General features: G+C 65.9%; 23 protein-coding genes. 14 read left to right on the top strand and 9 right to left on the bottom strand.

From position 1 onward, the window contains the following. Positions 1-263: 263 nt before the first annotated feature. From VZ068_RS09140 to VZ068_RS09100, 9 genes are read right to left on the bottom strand one after another with little or no spacing between them, the layout of a single operon-like run. Entirely contained in the window at positions 264-1106 is an 843-nt protein-coding gene (locus VZ068_RS09140) for a Wzz/FepE/Etk N-terminal domain-containing protein (protein ID WP_259153826.1), read from the bottom strand. A gap of 39 nt (positions 1107-1145) precedes the next feature. Beyond that, on the bottom strand, positions 1146-2279 hold the full coding sequence (locus tag VZ068_RS09135; protein WP_259153825.1) for a hypothetical protein: 1134 nt from the start codon (positions 2277-2279) through the stop codon (positions 1146-1148). After that, positions 2276-3226, bottom strand: coding sequence for a glycosyltransferase (locus VZ068_RS09130; protein ID WP_259153824.1), 951 nt, complete (start codon positions 3224-3226; stop codon positions 2276-2278). Before VZ068_RS09130 ends, VZ068_RS09135 begins: the two co-directional genes overlap by 4 nt. Further along, positions 3223-4476 carry an O-antigen translocase gene (locus VZ068_RS09125; protein ID WP_349657459.1) on the bottom strand — a complete coding sequence of 418 codons (1254 nt, stop codon included), beginning with the start codon at positions 4474-4476 and terminating at the stop codon, positions 3223-3225. The genes VZ068_RS09130 and VZ068_RS09125 overlap by 4 nt, the downstream gene beginning before the upstream one ends. Then, positions 4473-5597 carry a DegT/DnrJ/EryC1/StrS family aminotransferase gene (locus VZ068_RS09120; protein WP_259153817.1) on the bottom strand — a complete coding sequence of 375 codons (1125 nt, stop codon included), beginning with the start codon at positions 5595-5597 and terminating at the stop codon, positions 4473-4475. Before VZ068_RS09120 ends, VZ068_RS09125 begins: the two co-directional genes overlap by 4 nt. After that, the gene (locus tag VZ068_RS09115; protein WP_259153816.1) at positions 5585-6517 is read right to left on the bottom strand and encodes a GNAT family N-acetyltransferase; all 933 of its coding nucleotides are present in this window, start codon (positions 6515-6517) and stop codon (positions 5585-5587) included. The genes VZ068_RS09120 and VZ068_RS09115 overlap by 13 nt, the downstream gene beginning before the upstream one ends. Further along, positions 6504-7457 carry a hypothetical protein gene (locus VZ068_RS09110; RefSeq protein WP_259153814.1) on the bottom strand — a complete coding sequence of 318 codons (954 nt, stop codon included), beginning with the start codon at positions 7455-7457 and terminating at the stop codon, positions 6504-6506. The genes VZ068_RS09115 and VZ068_RS09110 overlap by 14 nt, the downstream gene beginning before the upstream one ends. 4 nt (positions 7458-7461) lie before the next feature. Next, complete coding sequence (locus VZ068_RS09105) at positions 7462-8133, bottom strand: acetyltransferase (RefSeq protein WP_259153812.1); 672 nt, start codon at positions 8131-8133, stop codon at positions 7462-7464. Continuing rightward, on the bottom strand, positions 8130-8567 hold the full coding sequence (locus VZ068_RS09100; RefSeq protein WP_259153807.1) for an FdtA/QdtA family cupin domain-containing protein: 438 nt from the start codon (positions 8565-8567) through the stop codon (positions 8130-8132). The genes VZ068_RS09105 and VZ068_RS09100 overlap by 4 nt, the downstream gene beginning before the upstream one ends. 300 nt (positions 8568-8867) lie before the next feature. On the opposite strand from VZ068_RS09100, the gene VZ068_RS09095 reads away from it, so the two are divergent. The 14 genes from VZ068_RS09095 to VZ068_RS09030 all read left to right on the top strand — a co-directional run bounded on the left by VZ068_RS09095 (position 8868) and on the right by VZ068_RS09030 (position 20383). Continuing rightward, positions 8868-9488 (top strand): cytochrome b/b6 domain-containing protein, encoded by a 621-nt coding sequence (locus VZ068_RS09095; RefSeq protein ID WP_349657458.1) that lies wholly within the window; start codon positions 8868-8870, stop codon positions 9486-9488. A 71-nt stretch (positions 9489-9559) separates the two neighbouring features. Then, positions 9560-10906, top strand: coding sequence for a cytochrome C (locus tag VZ068_RS09090; protein ID WP_259164866.1), 1347 nt, complete (start codon positions 9560-9562; stop codon positions 10904-10906). A gap of 33 nt (positions 10907-10939) precedes the next feature. Further along, positions 10940-11371, top strand: a complete 432-nt coding sequence (locus tag VZ068_RS09085; RefSeq protein WP_259164873.1) for a c-type cytochrome — start codon at positions 10940-10942, stop codon at positions 11369-11371. A gap of 552 nt (positions 11372-11923) precedes the next feature. Then, a complete protein-coding gene (locus VZ068_RS09080; RefSeq protein WP_349657457.1) occupies positions 11924-12586 on the top strand; it encodes a hypothetical protein in 663 nt (220 codons plus the stop codon). A 51-nt stretch (positions 12587-12637) separates the two neighbouring features. After that, on the top strand, positions 12638-13231 hold the full coding sequence (locus VZ068_RS09075; protein WP_228439975.1) for a sigma-70 family RNA polymerase sigma factor: 594 nt from the start codon (positions 12638-12640) through the stop codon (positions 13229-13231). Beyond that, positions 13228-13878 (top strand): zf-HC2 domain-containing protein, encoded by a 651-nt coding sequence (locus tag VZ068_RS09070; RefSeq protein ID WP_259153796.1) that lies wholly within the window; start codon positions 13228-13230, stop codon positions 13876-13878. Before VZ068_RS09075 ends, VZ068_RS09070 begins: the two co-directional genes overlap by 4 nt. Next, entirely contained in the window at positions 13875-15170 is a 1296-nt protein-coding gene (locus tag VZ068_RS09065) for a S8 family serine peptidase (RefSeq protein WP_259164891.1), read from the top strand. Before VZ068_RS09070 ends, VZ068_RS09065 begins: the two co-directional genes overlap by 4 nt. A gap of 10 nt (positions 15171-15180) precedes the next feature. Beyond that, positions 15181-15939: a heme ABC transporter permease CcmC gene (gene ccmC, locus VZ068_RS09060; RefSeq protein ID WP_259153794.1), complete on the top strand. Its 759-nt coding sequence runs from the start codon at positions 15181-15183 to the stop codon at positions 15937-15939. Then, the gene (gene ccmD / locus VZ068_RS09055) at positions 15936-16142 is read left to right on the top strand and encodes a heme exporter protein CcmD (protein WP_259164898.1); all 207 of its coding nucleotides are present in this window, start codon (positions 15936-15938) and stop codon (positions 16140-16142) included. The genes ccmC and ccmD overlap by 4 nt, the downstream gene beginning before the upstream one ends. Next, a complete protein-coding gene (ccmE, locus tag VZ068_RS09050; RefSeq protein ID WP_259164906.1) occupies positions 16139-16609 on the top strand; it encodes a cytochrome c maturation protein CcmE in 471 nt (156 codons plus the stop codon). Before ccmD ends, ccmE begins: the two co-directional genes overlap by 4 nt. Before the next feature lie 63 nt (positions 16610-16672). Then, complete coding sequence (locus VZ068_RS09045) at positions 16673-18661, top strand: heme lyase CcmF/NrfE family subunit (RefSeq protein ID WP_349657456.1); 1989 nt, start codon at positions 16673-16675, stop codon at positions 18659-18661. Further along, the gene (locus tag VZ068_RS09040; protein ID WP_259153789.1) at positions 18658-19200 is read left to right on the top strand and encodes a DsbE family thiol:disulfide interchange protein; all 543 of its coding nucleotides are present in this window, start codon (positions 18658-18660) and stop codon (positions 19198-19200) included. The genes VZ068_RS09045 and VZ068_RS09040 overlap by 4 nt, the downstream gene beginning before the upstream one ends. Beyond that, on the top strand, positions 19200-19682 hold the full coding sequence (locus VZ068_RS09035; protein ID WP_259166349.1) for a cytochrome c-type biogenesis protein: 483 nt from the start codon (positions 19200-19202) through the stop codon (positions 19680-19682). The genes VZ068_RS09040 and VZ068_RS09035 overlap by 1 nt, the downstream gene beginning before the upstream one ends. Next, positions 19676-20383, top strand: a complete 708-nt coding sequence (locus VZ068_RS09030; RefSeq protein ID WP_349657455.1) for a C-type cytochrome biogenesis protein — start codon at positions 19676-19678, stop codon at positions 20381-20383. Before VZ068_RS09035 ends, VZ068_RS09030 begins: the two co-directional genes overlap by 7 nt. The last annotated feature ends 90 nt before the right edge of the window (positions 20384-20473 follow it).

Below are 20473 nucleotides of genomic sequence, written 5' to 3'. Positions count from 1 at the left end.
GACTCGGCAGTGAAAAACCCTGGCCGGCAGGACTCCGTCTTGATCACTGCGTGCCGCGCTTGCGCGTCCGAACTGCCCGCTCGCCCGACACGCCGCAGTCCATGACGACGATCGCGCGTCCTGCATCGGCTAACGGACCATGGCGGGCAGTCGCCAGGTCGGTATGGACGGGGCTGCCAGGACCGGGGGGCACGCGTGGGCCATGCCGCAGCGTGCAGCGGCAGCGCCCGCAAGGCGGTGCGCGCAGTCGCTTGTATCAGCGCTTACGCAATGGCGCCGGCGCCTTCAACCCGACGGCGACGCCAGGCATTGCGCACCACCGCCACCAGCACGCCCAACCCCGCTCCACCAAGCAGACCGACCGCCCAGATCATCACCGCATTCGGAAACACCCGCTGCTCGGGCACGTACAACGGCCACGCCAACGAGGTTTGATAGGTGTAACGCGCGGTCAGCCGTGCAATCAGATCGTCACGTTCGCTCTTGATCGCACGGAGGCTGGTGGTGTTTTCGGTCAGCAACACCCCGGCCAGCACCTGCTCCGGGCTTGCCGCAGACCCGGATTGCAGTTGTTTTTGCAGTTGCGCGCGAGTGAGCGTGGCAACGCGCAGATCCTCGTCAAGCCCCTGCAGGCGCGTCCGTGCAAGTGCGAGCGCGGCGGCATTGGTGTCGCCATGCAGGCCCTGCAATGCGGCGACGGTGGCCAGCGCCAAGGTGCGCGCCTGCTGCACGGATTCGGCGCGAATGGTCACACCGATGAGATTGGCGTACGGGTCCGGATCCGGCTTCAGGCTGCTGCGATACAACTGCGCGGCACGGCTGCTGAGCGGCACGCCGGCCTGGTGCAGGACCGCGTCCTGAAACAGCCGCGTCTTCATGCGATCGATCACCCGCTGGAACGGCTCGACCTTGGGGTCGCGTCCGGCAGGCGTGGGGCCGATTTCTCCCACCTGGATCCATGCAGCGGCTTCCCATTGCGGCTTGGCCACGCGCAGGAAGACAAACGTCAGGCCCAGCACCACCACCAATGCGGCCAGCGCCCAGCGCCACTCGCGCCGCAGGATGCGCCAAAGGTCGATCAGGTAGATTTCGTCGTGTTGATTCATGGTACGCAGGCTCTGGAACGTGACAGTGGGTTGCCGCACTTATGCGACGGACGGATGCGCTGGATGTCGGCTAGGCAACAACACGGTGCAGGCGTGCAGCGCCAGGCACAGCGCAATGAAGCCGAGGTTGGTCCAGGTGAACGCCTGCGGCGCGAATGGCGACATCAGGCAGGCGTAGGCGATGCGCAGGAAGATCAGCACATGGAAAATCGAGAGCGAGCCCTTGAGCCGGCGCACGCTCCACACCAGGCTTGCATACAGCGTCAACAACGCCAGCCACGCACCCGGTGCGCCCCAGGCCATCAGAAACGGAAAGAACTCGGTGCCCACATTGATGTTGGGCGCATCCAACGGAATGCTGGTACCGGCGGTGGCGATCGAACCACTGAACGGCACCAGCTGGTTGACCAGAAAACTGGCGTTTTCGTACCCCTTGGCCAGGATGGCGCCAAAGTTGTAAGGCCCGGCACTGATGTACAGCAGCAGCCATTGCACGCCTTGCGGCATGGCACGGTAGAACGCGCTGAACGGCAATGTCACGCTCGCCAGCGAGCCGGAACGCACCGCACCGAGTAGCGAAAACACGCCAGCGCCTGCCAGTACCAGCACGCCGATGGTCTTCCACGGCAGCGCGCGCGTCGGGTCGCGGCGCAGCAGCATCACCAGCACGAACGAAAACAGCCCGGCAAAGATGCGATTGCGGTCGATCACCACAATCGGGAATACGAATCCGAATGCCACCATTGCTGCACGCAGGCCGCGATGGCGTACACACAGCAACGCAATCGGCGGCAGGATCCAGCACATGTTGGAGATATGCCGCACGTGCGAGCGCAACGGGCTCAAGGTGGCGTACGAGGATGGATCGCTGAACAACGGAATCGGAAACAGCACCACGTCGGCAATGCAGAACACCGTGACCACCGCTGCCAGCGTCATGACCACAAACGCATCGCGCGTGCCGGCGTAACGATAACGGCGGAAATCCTCTACCGCAGGCAGCCGGGTGCGCAGCGCAGCGTCGAGCGCGACGGTCACCGTCGCGGCAATCGCCAGCAACACGATGCCATCCAGGTAGCCGTCCGGCAGCGTATAGGTCAGCAACGTCAATGCGCAGCTGAGCAGCATCGGCAAGGCCAGGTAGGTCGCAGGCCGCCGCAGCAACGCGCTCATGCCGGCTCCGTCGCACTGCGCGCGGGCTTGGGCCGCCATGCGGCCGGCAGCGACAACCACGCATAGGCCAGCAAGTGAGCGATCACCGCATGTGGCCTACGCTGCAGGAAAGCCACCTTGGCCGCGATATAGCGCGATTGCGCATACAACAACGTGCGATCGGGTTCGTCGAACAAGACCGCGCAGCGCAGGGCCACCCGTCGCGACTCGCTCAGATTGGCGATACGTGCCGGCACGTCCGCCGTCTTGCTGAGGTTATTGCCGTGCAAGCGATACGCGCAGACCTGCATATCGATGAATCCCAGCGCGTTGCGCGCAGCCAGGCGCAGGAAAAAGTCCCAATCCTCGATACGCAGTGACTCGTCCCAGCCACTGCGTGCATCGAAGGCGCCGCGACGCAACAAGGCAACGGCACCGCTGACAGCCCATTGCCGGATCACCGCGCGGCGGATGCCTTGTTCGGAGCGATACAGATCGACATCCACCCCATGCAGGTCACGCATCGCACTGTCGTGCAGTAGCCGGCCATGTTGGTCCACCACGCAGGCATCGCCGATCACCGCAAGCGTCTGCGGATGCGCGCGCAAATAGCGCACCTGCGCATCCAGCCCGCCGGGCAATAGATAGTCGTCGCTGGCACCCAGACGCAGAAACTCGCCATTGGCACGCAACGCCAGTTCGTTGAGCGTGGCCGCAACCCCGCGATTGGCCCGCTGGACGAACTGCACCGGCAGCCGATGCCCGTGGGCGGCGATCCACTGCGCAATCCGTTCACCGGTGGCATCGCTGGAGCCGTCGTCGATGATGACGATCTCCTTGCATGGGTACGGGTCCTCCAACACGCTGTCCAGGCAGCGCTGGACGAAGCGCTCATGGTTGAACGCGGGGATCAGCACCGACACCAATGGCCAGCGTGCACGTCCGGCCGGTTGGGTACGCTCGTTCATGCCGGCTGCACCAGGTAGCGCCGCACCACCACGAGATTGAACAGCAGATACAGTACGTAGTTGGCGACGAAGGCGTACATCGCACCGATCAGCCCGAATCGCGCGGCAAGCAGGTACACCAACCCCAGATAGCTGGCGGCAAACACGCACTCGGACACCACGAACAGGCGCGTCATGGCCTTGGCCAACATCACATACGACAAAACGAAGGCCGCGATCTTGACCACATCGCCCACCAGCTGCGGGCCGTACAGCGCCCTGGCCGCAGCAAACTGCGGGTCGAACAGCAGCCAGGTCACCCAATCGCGGCAGACATACACGCCCAATGCCATCACGATCACCGCCGGCATTACATAACGATATGCAGCGCGCAGTTCGCGGCCCAGGTCGGCACGCGTATCCAGCGAGGCCAGCTTGGGCAGGTAATACACGTTGATGGCGGTAGTGAAGAACAGCAGGTAGGCATCCGACACCCGGCTCACCGCCTGCCAGTAGCCCACCTGTTCCCAGCCGAACTGGGCGACAAGATGGTCGCGCACCAGAATGATCACCAGCTGCGGCACCAGGGTGGAGGTGAGCGTCATCACCGAAAAGGCTGCCAGCCGGCGCGTCATCGCCGCATCGAAGCGCGGGCGCAACATCTCGCGGCGAAAGTACGGGCTGCGTCGCAGGGCCGGCACCCCCGTCAACAGCCATAGCACCTGCCCAAGCACCAGTGCCAACAAGGCCCCTTGCAGCTGCGCCATGCCCGACAGCCATGCCACCAGCGCAACGCTCATCGCCGCGCCGCTTACCTGCACGATGGCCAGGCGGCGCACATCCATGAAACCGTTGATCACCGCAAGAATGTAGTTGACCGCCGCGATGCCCAACTGCGCCACAGCCAGCACGCAGATCAACGGGCGGTAGCCGACATCTCCCAGCAGCCGCTCGGCAAGCAAGCCGCTGAACACCAACGCCAGCATCGCCAGCACGCAGGACGCACAACACGCATACCACAGCGCCGCACCGAGCAGACGCGCCTGCGCCTGCGGGTCGTTGCGATAGTCGGCGACGTACTTGACGATACCGGCGCTGATGCCGCCGCCCGCCAGCACCGCCAGCACCGCCATCAGATTGAGGAACTGGCCCAGCCGCCCCACCCCCTGCGGCCCGGCATACACGGCCACCAGCTTGACCACCACCAGCGCAGCGAGCAATTTCGCCAGCGTCGCGACGCCGGTGTAGGCGCTGCTGCGCACCAGATTCATGTGCCGGCGCCGAACGATTGGCAGGCAGCGATCACGCGCTCCACCGATGCCGCATCCAGTGCCGGGCCCATCGGCAGACTCAACACCTCGGCATGCAGGCGCTCGCTGATCGGCAGGCAGGTATCGCCGAGTGTCGCGTAGGCCGGCTGCCGATGCGGCGGCACCGGGTAATGAATCTGGGTGTGGATGCCATGGCGCAACAGATGCGCCTGCAGCGCATCACGCTGCGGGCTGCGTACCACGAACAGATGCCACACATGTTGCTCGTCGCAGACCACCGTCGGCAAGACGATCAAGGGGTTGTCGATACCTTGCAGATAACGTCGTGCCACCGCGCGCCGCAATGCGATCTCCTGGTCCAGGTAGCCCAGTTTGACGCGCAACAAGGCCGCCTGCAGCTCGTCCAGTCGCGAGTTCACGCCCTGGTAGAGATGGTGGTACTTCACCTCCGAGCCATAGTTGCGCAACGCGCGGATGCGCTCGGCCAGCCGCGCATCGGAGGTGACGACTGCGCCGCCATCGCCCAGGGCACCCAGGTTCTTGGTCGGAAAAAAGCTGAACGCGGCAGCATCGCCGAAGGCCCCCGCGCGCCGGGCCTGCGCCGTTGCACCGTGCGCCTGTGCGGCATCCTCGAGCAGCAGCAAGCCATAGCGGTGCGCCAGCGTCTGCAACGCCGCCATGTCGGCCAGCTGGCCGTACAGATGCACCGCCATGATGGCGCGGGTGCGCGGCCCGATCGCTTTTTCCACGCTGGCCGGGTCCATGTTGAAGGTGGCCGGGTCCGGCTCCACCGGCACCAGCACCAGATGGTTCTGGCTGATCGCCAGAAATGTCGCGATGAAGGTATTGGCCGGCACGATGATCTCATCGCCCTCGCGCAATACGCCCAGTTCGCGGTAACCGCGCAGGATCAGCGACAACGCGTCCAGTCCGTTGCCGACGCCGACCGCATGCGCCGCGCCGCAGTAACTGGCGAATTCTTCTTCGAATGCGGCCAGCTCCTGGCCGAGTACATACCAGCCTGCATCGATCACCCGCGCGGCCGCGGTTTTGAGTTCATCGGCATAGCGCGCGTTGACCGCGCGCAAATCCAGGAACGGCACATCCATTACAAGGTCCATCGATAGAAGTCCTGCACAACCGCACGTGCGCCGAAGCGCTCCTTTTGTTCGACCAAGCCTTCATTGAGCACTTGCCCGCCATGCTCGGTGGAAATGCCGAAACTGAAGTAGTCGCGCGCCGCATACACCTGGGTGATCAGTTCGGCCAGCAGCAGGCTCAGCGCATCCAGCCGGCGCCCGCGCTCGGACACCGCCAGATACTGGGTGTGCACGCTGCGGCCGAAGTCGTACACCAGCGCAGCGGCCACCAGCTGTCCCTCGACGCGTGCCTCGTGCAGCACGATGTGATGCGGAAACCGCCCCTGCAGCAATTGCAGCTCGTCCAGCCGATGCGTGGGCGCCACGCCATGCCGCTGCAGCACCTCGCTCAGCAGCGCATGAAACGCATCCAGCGTGGTGCCGGTCTGGATGTGCACGCCGGCCTTGCGCGCCTTGGCGATCGAACGCCGCCGCTCGGCGCTGAAGGTAAACGGCTGGCGCAAGGCGATCACCGACGACAGATCGCGTCGATACAGCTGCGCGCCCACCCGATGCAGCGCATACAGCTCTTCCTCCGCCGGGTAGGCATGAAACACATGCGGCACCGGCTTGTAGACGAGCTCGCGCATGCCGCCTGCGCGGTAATGCGCCGCGATCTGTTCGAGCACCTGCAAGGTGGCACTGGCCCGCATCGCCATCGACGACAGCAGGCCGGCATAGGTGAGCCCGGCATGGCTGCTGACGCAATCGCCCTGCACGCTGGCGGGAAATACCGCGAGCACCTCGCCGCCACGTTCCACCAGCAACGAGGCATCCACGAAGCGGTCGGCGTGATAATCCATGTAGCCGCGCCGATGCAACAGGTTGCCATTGCGCGAACACGCCACCAATGCGTCCCAGGCGAGCGCATCGCCGGCAACGTAGGGCCTAACCGAATACATGACAGCCCTGCAGCTCCACCGGCAACGCGGCATCGGCTAGCCCGAAGCCGGCCTGGCCCATCGCGTTGCCGTTGTAGAACATCAATACCCGCTCGCCCTGCTGGATCAATGCGGGGTAGCACAACGTCTGTGCATCCCATCCCTCGATGGACAACTGCAGGCCTAGCGCATCATCGTTGCGTTCCCAGTGCACGCCATCGCGGCTGAACGCGATGCCGGGAAAATAGCCGCCACCGATATCGCCGCGGGTGAAGTACATCAGATAGCGCTCGTCCAGCCGGTACACGCGCGGGCGTCCGATGCGGTACTCGTCATCGTGCGGACGCAGGCACACGCTGTCGGCAAGCGGAATGCAGCGCAGGTCGTCGGTTTCCACATAGCGGATGTGGTAACGCGGATACGGGTGACCACCGATGTCTTCCCAGTCGTCGCCCACCGCGTACCACAGACGCCAGCGCCCATCTTCGTAGCGTGCCGAATGCACCGCCGCGATCGTGCTGCGGCCAGGGGCGCGGTCCAGCAGCGGCGTTTCCTGACGACGCTCAAACGTCTCGCCGCCATCGCGCGAGATCGCCAGGCCGGTGAACGCCAGAAACTTCGCCTTGGCCACCCGCTGGAAGCCAACGTAGAACATGTACAAGCCGTCCGGGCCGGCGACCACATCGCCCAGGATCATGCCGTTGTCGTCGAAGCAGCCATCGCGCCCGATGTCCAGCACCGGCAGCTTGCTCACACCGACGATCTGCGTCGGCGCATCGGCGCGCACATCCACATAGCCGATCCGGCTCACGCCCTGACTGTCGCGAAAGCCGGCATACACGCGCAACACCTGCGCGGACAATCGGTACGGCGTAGGCGTCAGCGCTGCGTGCTGCATCCATCCGCCCACGCCATCGCGCGCGACATCGAATACCAGCCCACGCTTGGTCCAGGTAAACACGGCCTCAGAGCTCCACGTCGGCGCTGGACCTGCCGGCCACGGCGCGCGCGGGCGAACCGACATACACGCGCCCGGCCTCGGTATGCCGCGTCACCAGGGCACCGGCACCGATGATGTTGTCCGCGGCAATACGCACCTTGTCGCTCAAGGTGGCGTTGACGCCGACGAAGCTGCCGCTGCCGATCTCGCAATAGCCGGAGATGACCGCGTGCGAGGCGATGAACACATGGTCCTGCACCACGGTGCGATGGCCGATGTGGTTGCCACTCCACAAGATGCAGTTGTCGCCGATACGGGTAAACGGCTGGATGACGTTGCCTTCGAAGATGAAACTGTTGGCGCCGATCTGTGCATTGCGCCAGACGAACGCGCGCGAGCTGACATAGGTGGCGCAGCGGTAGCCGCGGCGCACCACGTCTTGGTAAAAGCGCATGCGCAAGCGGTTCAACTGCGTTGCCGGAATCGCGACGAACACCGCGTACTGCGCGGGCGGATAGCGCTGCTCGAGTTCCTCGTAGGCCACCACCGGCAACTCGGCCAGGGTGGGCCGCAACAGGAAATCGCGCTCCACGCTGAAGGCGACCACGTCGTAGTCGCTGTCGTGCTGGAAGTATTCGCAGGCGATCTGCGCAAACTCGCCCGCACCGACGATCACCAGAGGTTTGCGCACGCTCATGCTTCCAGCCTGCACGCATCCAGGCGATGTTCCCCACGCACTTCGCCCAGGAACTGGTCGTAATCGAGGATGTAGTCGCCTGGGTCGTAGAACTGGTCGGCCAGCACCATCAGCACGCAGTCGGGACTGAAATGGTGCAGGTCGCGCCAGACCATGCGGCCCAGCAGCAGGCCTTGCGAGGGGTCGTCCAAGGTCACCTCGGTCGGACCATCGCCCTTGCCTTCGTCCAGCAGGATCGTCACCGAGCCATGCAGGGCCACCGCAAGCTGATTGAGCCGGCGGTGCGCGTGCTGGCCACGGTGCACGCCGCTGCGGGTACCGAACAGGTAATACACGCGGCGTATCTCGAATGGCACGTTGCGCTCCTGCTCCAACGAAATGAGCAGACCGCGATCGTCGCCGTGGGTATGCAACTGGATGGGTTCGAAGGCCATGGTTCCGGGGCGTAACCGCTGACTGCACGTAGTGCGACATGCCTGAGTGCGCCGGGATGCGCGAAAGGTTGCGCCAGGTCACGGCACTGCGAAGTGGCGTGCGCACAAGCGCAATCGCATGCCGAGCGCGCTCGGCCACGATAAAAATTCGTTGTGGCGATGCAACCTTTCATCGGTAGCGCCGCACATATCGGTGCACGTTCACCTGGCCGCAGTTCCGGCCGGCGTGGGGAGCCAGGCCTGGCAGCGCAGCACGCGCTGCCGGAACCAACGACCACCACCGGTGAGGACACCACCAAGATGCATCCATCCCCCCAGGCGCCGGACACGGCAGCCGCCGGCAGCGCCACAACGCTGCCTCCCTCCACGCCCGCAGCGCCAGCCGCACGGGTCACGCCCTTGCCCAAACCGATGCGCGTGCTGCACTGGCTCACCGTGCTGTGCCTGGTGATGGCGGCCAGCCTGATCCTGCTGCGCGCCGAGCTCGATGGGCGCGCATTGCGCCAGTGGCTGCTCGAAGGCCATCGCCATTTCGGCCTGATGGTGTTGCTGCTGTTCGTGTTGCGTGTCGGCCTGCGGCTGCGGCTGCGCAAGCTGCCACCCGGCCCGCCCGCACCGTTGATGACTCGACTGGCTGCAGGCGGCACCCATCTGGCGATGTACGGGCTGATGCTTGCGTTGCCGTTGATCGGCTGGTCGCTGAGCAACGCGTTCGGCAAGACGGTCTACCTGTTCGGTCTGGCGCTGCCGAACCTCATCGAGGCCGATCCGGATCTGGGCGACACCCTCGGCGTGTGGCACTTGAATGCCGCCTGGGCGCTGCTGGCCTTGGTGCTGCTGCATATCGGCGCCGCGCTGTGGCATCACCTGGTGCTGCGCGATGGCCTGCTGTACCGCGTGCTGCCGGGCAAGCGCGCATGAGTCCTCGCACCTCCCTCGCCCTCGCCCGCTCTTTCCCAGTTGAACCCCGCACCGTCGAACAAGGACTTTCCATGCCTATTTCCCAGCCTGCTTCGCGCCGCGCCAACCCATCGCGCACCGCCTCCCTGACGTCCTTGTTATGCGTGTCCGGCCCGTTGCTGCTGCTGGCCAGCACGCAGGCGCAGGCGATTCCCTCGTTCGCCCGCCAGACCGGGTCTTCGTGCGCGGACTGCCATATCGGCTCCTACGGTCCCTCGCTCACGCCCTACGGCATGCGCTTCAAGCTGGGCGGCTTCACCGATACCAATGGCGAGGGCACCAAGATTCCGGTGTCCGGCCAGCTCACCTGGGCGCGCAATAACCCCAGCCGCGGCGACAGCACCGCGCGCCTGACCCAGGCCGACCTGTATCTGGCCGGCCGGGTCAACGACAACATCGGCGGCTATTCCAAGATCCGCTCCAACAACAGCGGCAACGCCACCTTCGACACACGCCTGGACGACGTGGATCTGCGCTTTGTCAGCAAGCCGTTCCAGATGGCCGGCAAGGACACCATGATCGGTGTCAGCGTCAACAACAATCCGGGCATCTCCGACCCGATCCATGTGTTGCCCAATGCCTCCACCCTGACGCCGGCCTCCAACGGAGGCGCGTCCACCATGCTCAGCTCCTCGTCGCTGTCCAACCGCGTCATCGGTGCCAGCGTGTACGGGCTGTACGACCGCAACTGGTACGGCGAAGTAGGCAGCTACAGCGCGTTGTCGCCGTCTGCGCAGGATCGCCTCGGCTGGCCGATCAACGGCGACCCGGGCAAGCTCAGCGACACCAGCTATGCGCGGCTTGCCTATATGAAGGACATGAAGCGGCAGTTCTTCTCGGTGGGCCTGACCGCGCTCAACACGCGCCGCCAGCGTCCGCGCAACGGGCCCAGCGACGACCTCACCGACTTCGGCTACGACCTGACCTATCAGTTCCTGGGCACCCGCGAACACGTCATGTCGCTGGCCTACGTCAACATCTACGAGCGCCGCAAGTACGGCAGCCCGCTGATTCCGTCCGACCCGACCATGCCTGCGCTGGAACGCGGCAACGTGCGCGATCAGACCATCAGCATGAACTACTCGTTCAAGCAGACCTATGGCGTGCTGGCCGCGCACATGATCAACACCGGTTCGTTCGATGCAGCGCGTTATTCGCCGGTCGGCATCCCCGACACCACCAGCAATCTGATCCTGGTGTACTGGAGCCCGTTCGGGCGCGAAGGCACCTACACCACCAATGCCAACCTGCGCGTGTCGGCTGGCTGGTTCCGCTTCGACAAGTTCAACGGCAGCACCTCCAACGTGTTCCGCGGCCCGCCGATCACCAATCCGCGCGACCTCGACAGCTTCACGCTGTCGGTGAACCTGGCGTTCTGATTTCCCTTGTTGCACGCAACCGTACGGATCCCCATGCCTCCATTCCCCAAGACTCTGTTGTGCGCTTCGCTGACCGGCCTGCTGCTGGCCGGCGCGACCCTGACCACCCCGGCGCGTGCCGCCGATGGCAAGAGCGTTTTCACAAGCGAATGCGCCGAATGCCACAGCGCCACCCAGGGCAAGAACAAAAAGGGCCCGTCCCTGTTTGGCATCGTCAACCGCCCTCCCGGCAGCGTGGCCGATTTCAGCGGCTACTCGACGGACCTCAAAGGTTATTCGGCGGTCCTCAAGAGCCGCTCGACTGAAAAGATGCCGATCAGTAGCGTTTGGGATGCTGCCAACCTGAAGACATTTCTGAAGCAGGATTCGAAGAAAGCCATGCCGGGCACCAAGATGAAGTACGAAGGGCTCGAAGACGAAAAGGAGCTGGACGCGCTGATCGCCTACCTCAACACCCTGCGTTGAGGACCGACCGGCCCGCGCTGACCGCAACGGCCCGGCTGGCACGCAGGATGCGAGCGGCCCCGGTGCGGGCCCGGTGGCAAAGCCGGACGCGGGCATCGCCTGCGCCGGCCTGAACGAAACCCGCGCCATTGTGAGGATCGCTTCAAGCCCGGTACATCCCGCCGGCCGCAGTGTCCGCGGCTTGCATCCGGGCCACCGCTGCACCTGCACGGGTGCACGGCCCCCGCGTTGCCTGACACGAACCCTTCGCGTATACGGACGGAACCGCCACACATCGGCGGTCTCGCCCAGCGTGATGGGTCACTATCGCGCACCGCCACGGTCCACCTCCCGCCCTTGTTGAACGCTTCGTCCGCCCAGCAGCAGCCCCCTTCCCGAGCGCAACGCCATGGCGTCTGCGACGGGCAGCCGTGGCCTGCGAGCGGCTCGGCAGCACAGCCGCACCCGCCCCTCTTGCCGGGGTCGCCCTACCTGTCCCTCCGCTGCCGACCCTATCGGCGGGTCCTGCAGCAGCACCTGGGAATACGTCGCGCGTTGCTGCTTGCGCTGGTCATGGGCACGAGCGGGACCGTATCGGCAGACAACGTCGGCGGCGCCGTGGCGGTGGCGTCCACCTTGATCGACCGCGGCATCTCCATCGCGCCCAACCGCGTCACCTTGCAGGCGGCCGGCTACTGGCTGCCCGCGCCCGGATGGTCGGTGTCGGCCTCCGCGGCGCTGCAATCGCCCTCCTTCAGCAAGCCGGTGGCGCTCACGTTGCAGGGCGCACGGGGCTGGATGCTGGGCGACCGCTGGCAGATGCAGGCCAGCCTGCTGTATTACGCCTATCCAGCCGACCGCCAGTCGCGCACCTTCGACCGCCAGGAAGCCAGCCTGGCCTGGTCCTATCGCGACACGCTCACCTTCTCGCTCTCCAGGTTCAATTTCCCCCGCGCGCAACGCTCGCCCTGGAACACGGCGGTCGACGTCACCGCCAACCTGCCGCTGACCGGGGATTTCAGCCTGTCGGCCGGCGCCGGCATCTCGGACTTTCCGGCGATGACCTACGGCGCTGCGAGTTCCGGCCGCTATCGGTATGGGCAACTGGGCCTGAAGTGGAGCCGCGCGGCATGGAGCGTGAAGCTGGACCGGGTACTGACCAGCAGCAATACCCCGCGTGCGCAGGGCGGCCCCGGCGCATTGCAGTGGGTCGGCATGGCTTCCCGCAGTTTCTGATCCAGACGCAACCTTTTCTCCGCCTGCGGGCACCTAGAGGTGTCTAACGCCATGTCTGCTTTGATGAATGACTCCGATACCCTTGGCGATGCCACCGACCGCATGCTGTTACGCCGCATGGCAGCGGGCGATCGCGACGCCCTGGCGAGCATGTACCACAGCTACCACGGCCGCCTGTGCCGGTTCTTGTCGCGGCTGACGCGGCGCCCGGACATCATCGAAGAAGCCATCAACGACTGCTTCTGGATCGCCTGGCAAAAAGCGGGCGACTTCCGCGGCGACTCGCAGGTGTCGACCTGGATCATGGGTATCGCCTATCGCTGCGGGCTCAAATGCCTGCGCCAGCACGACGGCGAAGCGATCGACGACACCGCCGTGGTGGAAGACCATGCCCCCAGCGCCGACGACAACGACGACCGCGAACTGCGCGACTGGCTGGACAAGGGCATGGAACGGCTGTCGCCGGATCAGCGCCTGGTCATCGAACTGGTCTACGGCGTCGGCCACAAGCTGGAAGAAGTCGCCGAAATCATGCAGTGCCCGGTGGGCACGATCAAAGCCCGGCTGTTTCATGCGCGGGTCAAATTACGCAATGTGCTGCCCGGCCTGGCCGGCAACACCCCTTACACGGAGACCCTGCAATGAAGACGTTTTTCATCGCGCCTGGCAAGGAATGCTCGCACGCCTGGGAACTGATGCCGGCGGTGCTGCTGGACAGCGCCACCGAAGAAGAGAACGCCTGGCTGATCGCGCACGTGGCCAAATGCGCCTCGTGCAGCGCCGAGTTCGCCCAGCAAAATCGCCTGCGCCAGGCGCTGGCGCTGCCGTGTGCGGTCACGCTGGACGCCAACGCCGGCCTGCAACGCCTGCTCGGCCGCCTGGATGCGCCCGAGGTCCGCGCCGCACCGGCGCCGGCCGCACGTCGCTCCGGTAGCTGGACCGTCCGTGCGCTGGCCGCTGCCGCGTTGGTCCAGGCCATCGGCCTGGGCGTCATGGGCGTCAAGCTGGCCTCGCCGGCGCCGTCGCACGACTACCGCACGCTCAGCAGCGCCACCGCGCTGCCGGTGCCGCAAGGCGCCATCCGCGTGGTGCCAGACGCCAGCATGACCGTGGCCGACTGGGACCGCCTGCTGCATGCGCAGCAGCTGCAGGTGATCGGCGGGCCCAACGACATGGGCGCCTACACCGTGGTGCCTGCCGCGCCGCAGCCGCCGGCCCAGCCGCAGCGGACCGTGCAGCAACTGCGCGCCAATCCGGGCATCCGGCTGGCCGAGGTCATCTCCGCCCCATGAGCCGTTTCCTCGTCATCGGCCTGCTGCTCGCACTGACCGGACCGGGCCTGCACGGCAACGCGCAGGCGCAGGACGCCGGCACCGTTGCTGCGCCCGCCGATGCGCATACACCCGACAGCAGCCGCGACATCCTGCTGGCGGTGGCCAACCCGCTCAGCGCACCGCCGGCACGTGCCGGCTCCAGCCTGATCGGCTATGCGTCCAGCTACTACGGCGCCGGCCAGAAGGCGGCGGTGCGCATGGAAGCCATCAAGCAGCGCTACAAGCTGCGCGAAGTGTCCGGCTGGCCGATCACCTCGCTGGGCCTGTATTGCGCCGTGCTGCAGCCGCCACCGGGCGTGTCGCGCGATGAGCTGGTCACCGCCCTGGCCAACGACGAGGGCGTGGAGCTGGTGCAGCCGGTGCAGGACTTCTCGGTGTTTTCGGCCGATGCGGCAGAAAAGACCACGCCGTTGTCCGGCTACAACGACCCGTACGTGGACATGCAGCGCGGTTTCATCGACACCGATGCCGCCAGTGCCCAGGCCGTCACCCAGGGCCGCGGCGTGGTGGTGGCGGTGGTCGATACCGGCGTGGACACCACCCACCCCGATCTGAAGGCACGCATCCGCGAGGTGCACGACCTGGTCGACGACAAGCCGGGCATGACCAGCAGCGACTCGCACGGCACCGAGGTGGCCGGGATCATCGCCGCCGGCAGCAACAACCATCAAGGCATCGTCGGCATGGCGCCCAAGGCCATGCTGAGCGTCTACAAGGCGTGCTGGTACGCGCCCACCGTCGGCGCCACCGCACGCTGCAACACCTTCACCCTGGCCAAGGCGCTGGCGGCGATCAACAACAGCTCCGCGCGGGTGGTCAACCTGAGCCTGGGCGGGCCGGCCGACCCGCTGCTGAGCAAGATGCTCACCCATCTGGTGCAGCAGGGCCGCATCGTGGTGGCGGCCATGCCGCCGAACGGGCGACTGGACGGCTTTCCCAACGATGTGCCGGGCGTGCTGGTGGTGCGCAGCAGTAGCGCCAGCGCGGCCATGCCGGGCGTGCTCAGCGCGCCGGGCAAGGACATCCTGACCACCCAGCCGAACGGGCGTTACGACTTTACCTCCGGCTCGTCGATGGCCACCGCGCATGTCAGCGGCATGGCCGCGCTGCTGCTGTCGCTGTCGCCGTCGATGGACGCCGCGGCGTTGCGCGAGCTCCTGCAGCGCACCAGCAAGGTCTCCGACGGCCAGTTGCAGGTCAACGCCGGCGCCGCAGTCGATGCGCTGTCGCCCTCCAAACACTCCAACTGACGACACCGGCATGGCCAAGTGGATCCCGTTGTGGCTGCACAAGCTCAGCTCGCCGCCGATGTTTTACCGCTTTGCCGGTGCCGTGCGCCCGTGGGCGCTGGCGCTGGCGCTGCTGCTCGGCGCAGTCGCCGCTTACGGCGGGCTGGTGCTGGCGCCGCCGGATTATCAGCAGCACGATGCCTACCGCATCATCTTCATCCACGTGCCCAGCGCCTGGATGAGCCTTTTCATCTATGCAGCGATGGGCGTGTCGGCGTTCATCGCGCTGGTGTGGCGGATCAAACTCGCCGAAGTGGTGACCATGGCCTCGGCACCGATCGGTGCGGCGTTCACCTTCATCACCTTGTGCACCGGTTCGTTGTGGGGCAAACCGATGTGGGGCACCTGGTGGACCTGGGACGCGCGGCTGACCTCGGAGTTGCTGCTGCTGTTCCTGTACCTGGGCGTGCTGGGCCTGTACCACGCAGTGGAAGATCGCCGTCAGGCGATGCGTGCGGCCGGCCTGCTTGCGCTGGTCGGCCTGGTGAATCTGCCCATCGTGCATTACTCGGTGGTGTGGTGGAACACGCTGCACCAGGGCTCCACCGTGCGGCTGCTCGGCCCGTCCAAGATGGGCGCGGACATGCTGTGGCCGTTGCTGACCATGATGCTCGCCACCAAGTGCTACTACCTCGCCAGCCTGTTCGGCCGCGTGCGCGTGGACCTGCTGGCGCTGGAAAGCGGCAAGGACTGGGCACGCCGCATCGTGTTGACCGAGCGCACTGCATGAGCACGTTTTTGGCGATGGGCGGCTACGGCCAATACGTGTGGACGTCGTATGCGTTGTTCGTGCTGGTGCTGCTGGCCGACCTGGCAGCGCCGTGGTTGCGACGCCGGCGCCTGCCGCGCGAACTGCGTGGCAAGTTGCAGCGGCAAACCCCGCGGCGTCTGCGCGATCACCCCGCGCCACCGCTGGAGCGCGACGCACCATGAATGCCACGCGCAAACAACGCCTGTGGCTGGTGCTCGGCGTGATCGCCGCCGCCGCGCTCGCGGTGACGCTGATCGTACTGGCACTGCAGCGGAACATGAGCTACCTGTTCACGCCCAGCCAGGTCCGCGCCGGCGAAGCGGCCAGCTATCAGCAATTCCGTCTCGGCGGCATGGTCAAGGCCGGCTCGATCCAGCGCGCCAGCGACTCGCTGAAAGTCAGCTTCACCGTCGTCGACAAACACGCCGCCACCCAGGTCGAGTACACCGGCATCCTGCCGGACCTGTTCCGCGACAACCAATCGGTGATCGCCAACGGGCGCATGCAGGGCGGGCATTTCGTCGCCAACGAAGTGCTGGCCAAGCACGACGAAACCTACATGCCCAAAGAACTCAAGGACGCGATGGCCGAAGGCCATGTCGGCAAGCCGATCCCTGCCACCGCCGCGCCGCTGGCCGCGCCGCGTTGAGGCGGCATCGGCTGCGCGTCGCTCACTCGATGACCTCTTCCTGCTGCACGTTGCGACCTACCCATGACGCCTGAACTCGGCCAGATCGCATTGATCCTGGCGCTGCTGCTTTCGCTCGCCCAGGGCGTGTTGCCGCTGATCGGTGCCTGGCGCGGCAATACCGCCTTGATGGGAATTGCGCGGCCGGCAGCGGTGGGCCAGGCAGTGTTCGTGTGGATGGCATTCGGCCTGCTCGCCTGGTCGCTGCTGTCGCTGGATTTTTCGGTGGGCTATGTCGCCGCCAACGCCAACATCACCCTGCCCTGGTACTACCGCTTTGCCGCGGTATGGGGCGCGCATGAAGGCTCGTTGCTGCTGTGGATCGCCATCCTTGCGACATGGACGGTGTTGCTGGCCGCCTTCAGCCGGCATCTGCCGCAGCACTTCGCCGCACGCGTGCTGGCGGTGTTGGGTCTGGTATCGGTGGGCTTTCTGGCCTTCATCCTGCTGACCTCCAATCCGTTCGGGCGGCTGTCGCCGATCCCGCTCGATGGCAACGAGCTCAATCCGGTGCTGCAGGATCCGGGCATGACCTTCCATCCGCCGGTGCTGTACACCGGTTATGTCGGTTTCTCGGTGGCCTTCGCATTCGCGGTGGCGGCGCTGCTCGGCGGCGAGCTCGAACAGGCCTGGGTGCGCTGGGCGCGGCCGTGGACCAATGTGGCCTGGGCCTGCCTCACCGCCGGCATCGTCGCCGGCAGCTGGTGGGCGTACGCGGAACTGGGCTGGGGCGGCTGGTGGTTCTGGGACCCGGTGGAAAATGCCAGCTTCATGCCGTGGCTGGTCGGCACGGCGTTGATCCACACCCAGGCAGTCACCGAAAAGCGCGGCAGCCTGCGTGCCTGGACCATCCTGCTGTCGATCCTGGCGTTCTCGCTGTCGTTGCTGGGCACCTTCCTGGTGCGCTCGGGCGTGCTGACCTCGGTGCATGCCTTCGCTGCCGATCCGCGACGCGGCCTGTACATCCTCATTTTCCTGGTGGCAGTGGTGGGCGGCTCGTTGCTGCTGTACGCCCTGCGCGCACCGAAGATCGCCAGCGGCAAACCGTTTGCCGCCGCCTCGCGCGAGACCGCCATCCTGATCGGCAATCTATTGCTCACCGTCGCCGCGGCGATGGTGTTGTTGGGCACCTTGTTCCCGTTGATCGCCGATGCCTTCGGCCTGGGCAAGGTGTCGGTGGGACCGCCTTACTTCGGCCTGTTGTTCCCGTTGCTGATGTTGCCGGTGGTACTGTTGCTGCCGTTCGGCCCATACCTGCGCTGGGGCAAGGCCGAGGCGGCGCCGCTGAAGGCACTGGGCACGCGCGCCGGCATCGCCGCGATCGCCTGCGCCCTGGTCGGCAGCCTGTTTGCCGATGGCCAGGTCAAGGCGATTGCCGGGATCGGTGTCGCCGCGTGGGTGGCGGCCGGCACCGCGCTGTACATGCACAAGCGCTGGCGCGAGATGCCGCGCGGCCGGCGCTTTCCGGCGGAAATGGCCGGCATGCTGCTCGCGCATGCGGGCGTGGCGGTGTTCGTGGCCGGCGTGCTGGTGTCTGACAGCCTGTCGGTCGAACGCGACGTGCGGCTGTCGCCAGGACAGACCGCCGAGATCGCCGGCTACGCGTTCCGCTTCGACGGCGTGCAGCTGGTCGACGGGCCGAACTGGAAGGCCGAACAAGGCAGCGTGCAGGTCAGTCGCGATGGCAGGGTGATTGCGCAACTGCATCCGCAAAAACGCCTGTACAGCAGCGAACGCATCCAGACCGAATCGGCGATCGATCCCGGCATCACCCGCGATCTGTATGTCGCGCTGGGCGAGCCACTGGACGATCAGCACATCGAACACGACTGGACCTTGCGGCTGTACTACAAGCCCTTCATCCGCTGGATCTGGGCCGGCGGCCTGTTGATGATGCTGGGCGGCTTCGTCAGCGCCTGCGCGCGGCGCTTTCGCGCGCCGGTGTCTGCAGGCAATGCCGCTGCATCGCCCGCCTACGATGCGCGCCTCATCGCGCAGGAGTCGCACCCGTGAGGCGCATGCTGCCGTTGCTGGGGTTTCTGTTGGTCGCCGCGCTGTTCGGTTTCGGCATCTACTGGACCATGCAGCACAATCCGCGCGATGTGCCCTCGCCGTTGATCGGCAAACCGGCACCGGCGTTCTCGCTGCCGCGGCTGGACGCACCCGACCAGCATCTCAGCGGCGCGCAATTGCTGGGCAAGCCCTATGTGCTCAACGTGTTCGGCAGTTGGTGCGCCGAATGCGTGCACGAGCATCCGGTGCTGATGGCGCAGGCCAGCCGGCTCGGGGTGCCCTTGATCGGCTACAACTACAAGGACGTGCCGGCCGATGCGACCGCCTGGCTGGCACGATTGGGCAATCCGTACGCCGTGGTGATCGCCGACGAAGCCGGCCAGACCGCCCTCGATTTTGGCGTCTATGGCGCGCCGGAAAGCTTCCTGATCGATGCGCAAGGCGTGATCCGCTACAAGCACATCGGCGTGCTCACTCCCGATGTCATCAACGAGGAGTTGCTGCCCGCCATCGCCGCACTGCCCAAGGGGGCACCGTGATGCGGGCTTATGGCGTGTTTCAGGCGCATCGGCGTCGGCAGGCACGCAAGCTGCGCCTGCTGCTGGTGCTGCTGCTCGGTCTAGTGCTCGCACCCTGCGTCCAGGCGCAGGCGGTGGACCCACTGCCGTTCAAGGACCGCAACGAAGAGGCGCGCTTTCAGCGACTGACCGCACAGCTGCGTTGCCTGGTGTGCCAGAACGAGAATCTGGCCGATTCCAATGCCAGCCTGGCCCGCGACCTGCGGCATCAGGTATTCGCACAATTGCAGGCCGGCAAGAGCGATGCGCAGATCAAGCAGTACATGGTCGAGCGCTATTCGGATTTCGTGCTGTACGACCCGCCGGTCAAGCGCGGCACCTGGTTGTTGTGGTTCGGACCGCTGCTGATGTTGGGCGCCGGCGCTGCGGTGGTGGCACACACCGTGCGCAAACGCGCGCACGCTGGCACCGCAGCAGCGCCGCAGGCAGAGGAAGAGTGGTGATGACGGGCTTTTATTTCCTGAGTGCTGGGCTGGTGGTCGTTGCGCTGCTGTTGTTGCTGCGGCCGCTGCTACGTACCCCCACGCGCAATGGCAACGCACGTTACACGCTGCCGATTCTGCTGATACTGGGCCTGCCTGTCGCCACTGCCGGCCTGTATCGACTGGTTGGCGCGCCCGATGCGATCGCGCATCCGGTGTACGCGACAGCATTGCCGCCCGTGCCCGCCGCACCGACCGCTGCAGCCGATGACGCACCACCACAACCGACGGCTGCCGAACAGGCGCAACTGGCGGCGCTCACCTCGTGGATGCAACAGGCCAAAACGTATGAGCAGGCCGACCGCTCCGCCGAGGCGCGCGATGCCTACGCGCAGGCGCTGAAGATCGCGCCCGACACCAGCGCGGCCATCGTCGGCTGGATCGCTGCGGATATGGCAACGCACAGCGATTTCGCCATCGATGCCGCCTCGCGGACGCGTCTGCAGCAGCTGATCGCGCGCGAACCGGACAACCAGCGCGGGCTATGGCTACTGGGCATCAGCGACTTCCAGCAGCACGACTATGCCGCAGCCACCACCCACTGGCGCCATCTGCATGGATTGCTGGAAACCGGCTCGCCGATGCAGAACGCGGTGGCAGACAAGATTGCCGTGGCCGAATCGATGGCCAGCGCGCGGCAATCCGGGCGTGCTGCACGCTGAAAACACCGGCGCAAAGACCTGCAGGCGCACCCGGGACGGCGATCTGAGCCCGCAGAGTCCATCGCCAGCGGTCATGCTGCGCAGCGGCGG

This window comes from Xanthomonas sp. 10-10 (assembly GCF_040182365.1).
GTDB lineage: Bacteria > Pseudomonadota > Gammaproteobacteria > Xanthomonadales > Xanthomonadaceae > Xanthomonas > Xanthomonas arboricola_F.
The sequence above is the reverse complement of the archived record's forward strand: the minus strand, read 5'-3'. Positions and strand labels throughout refer to the sequence as shown.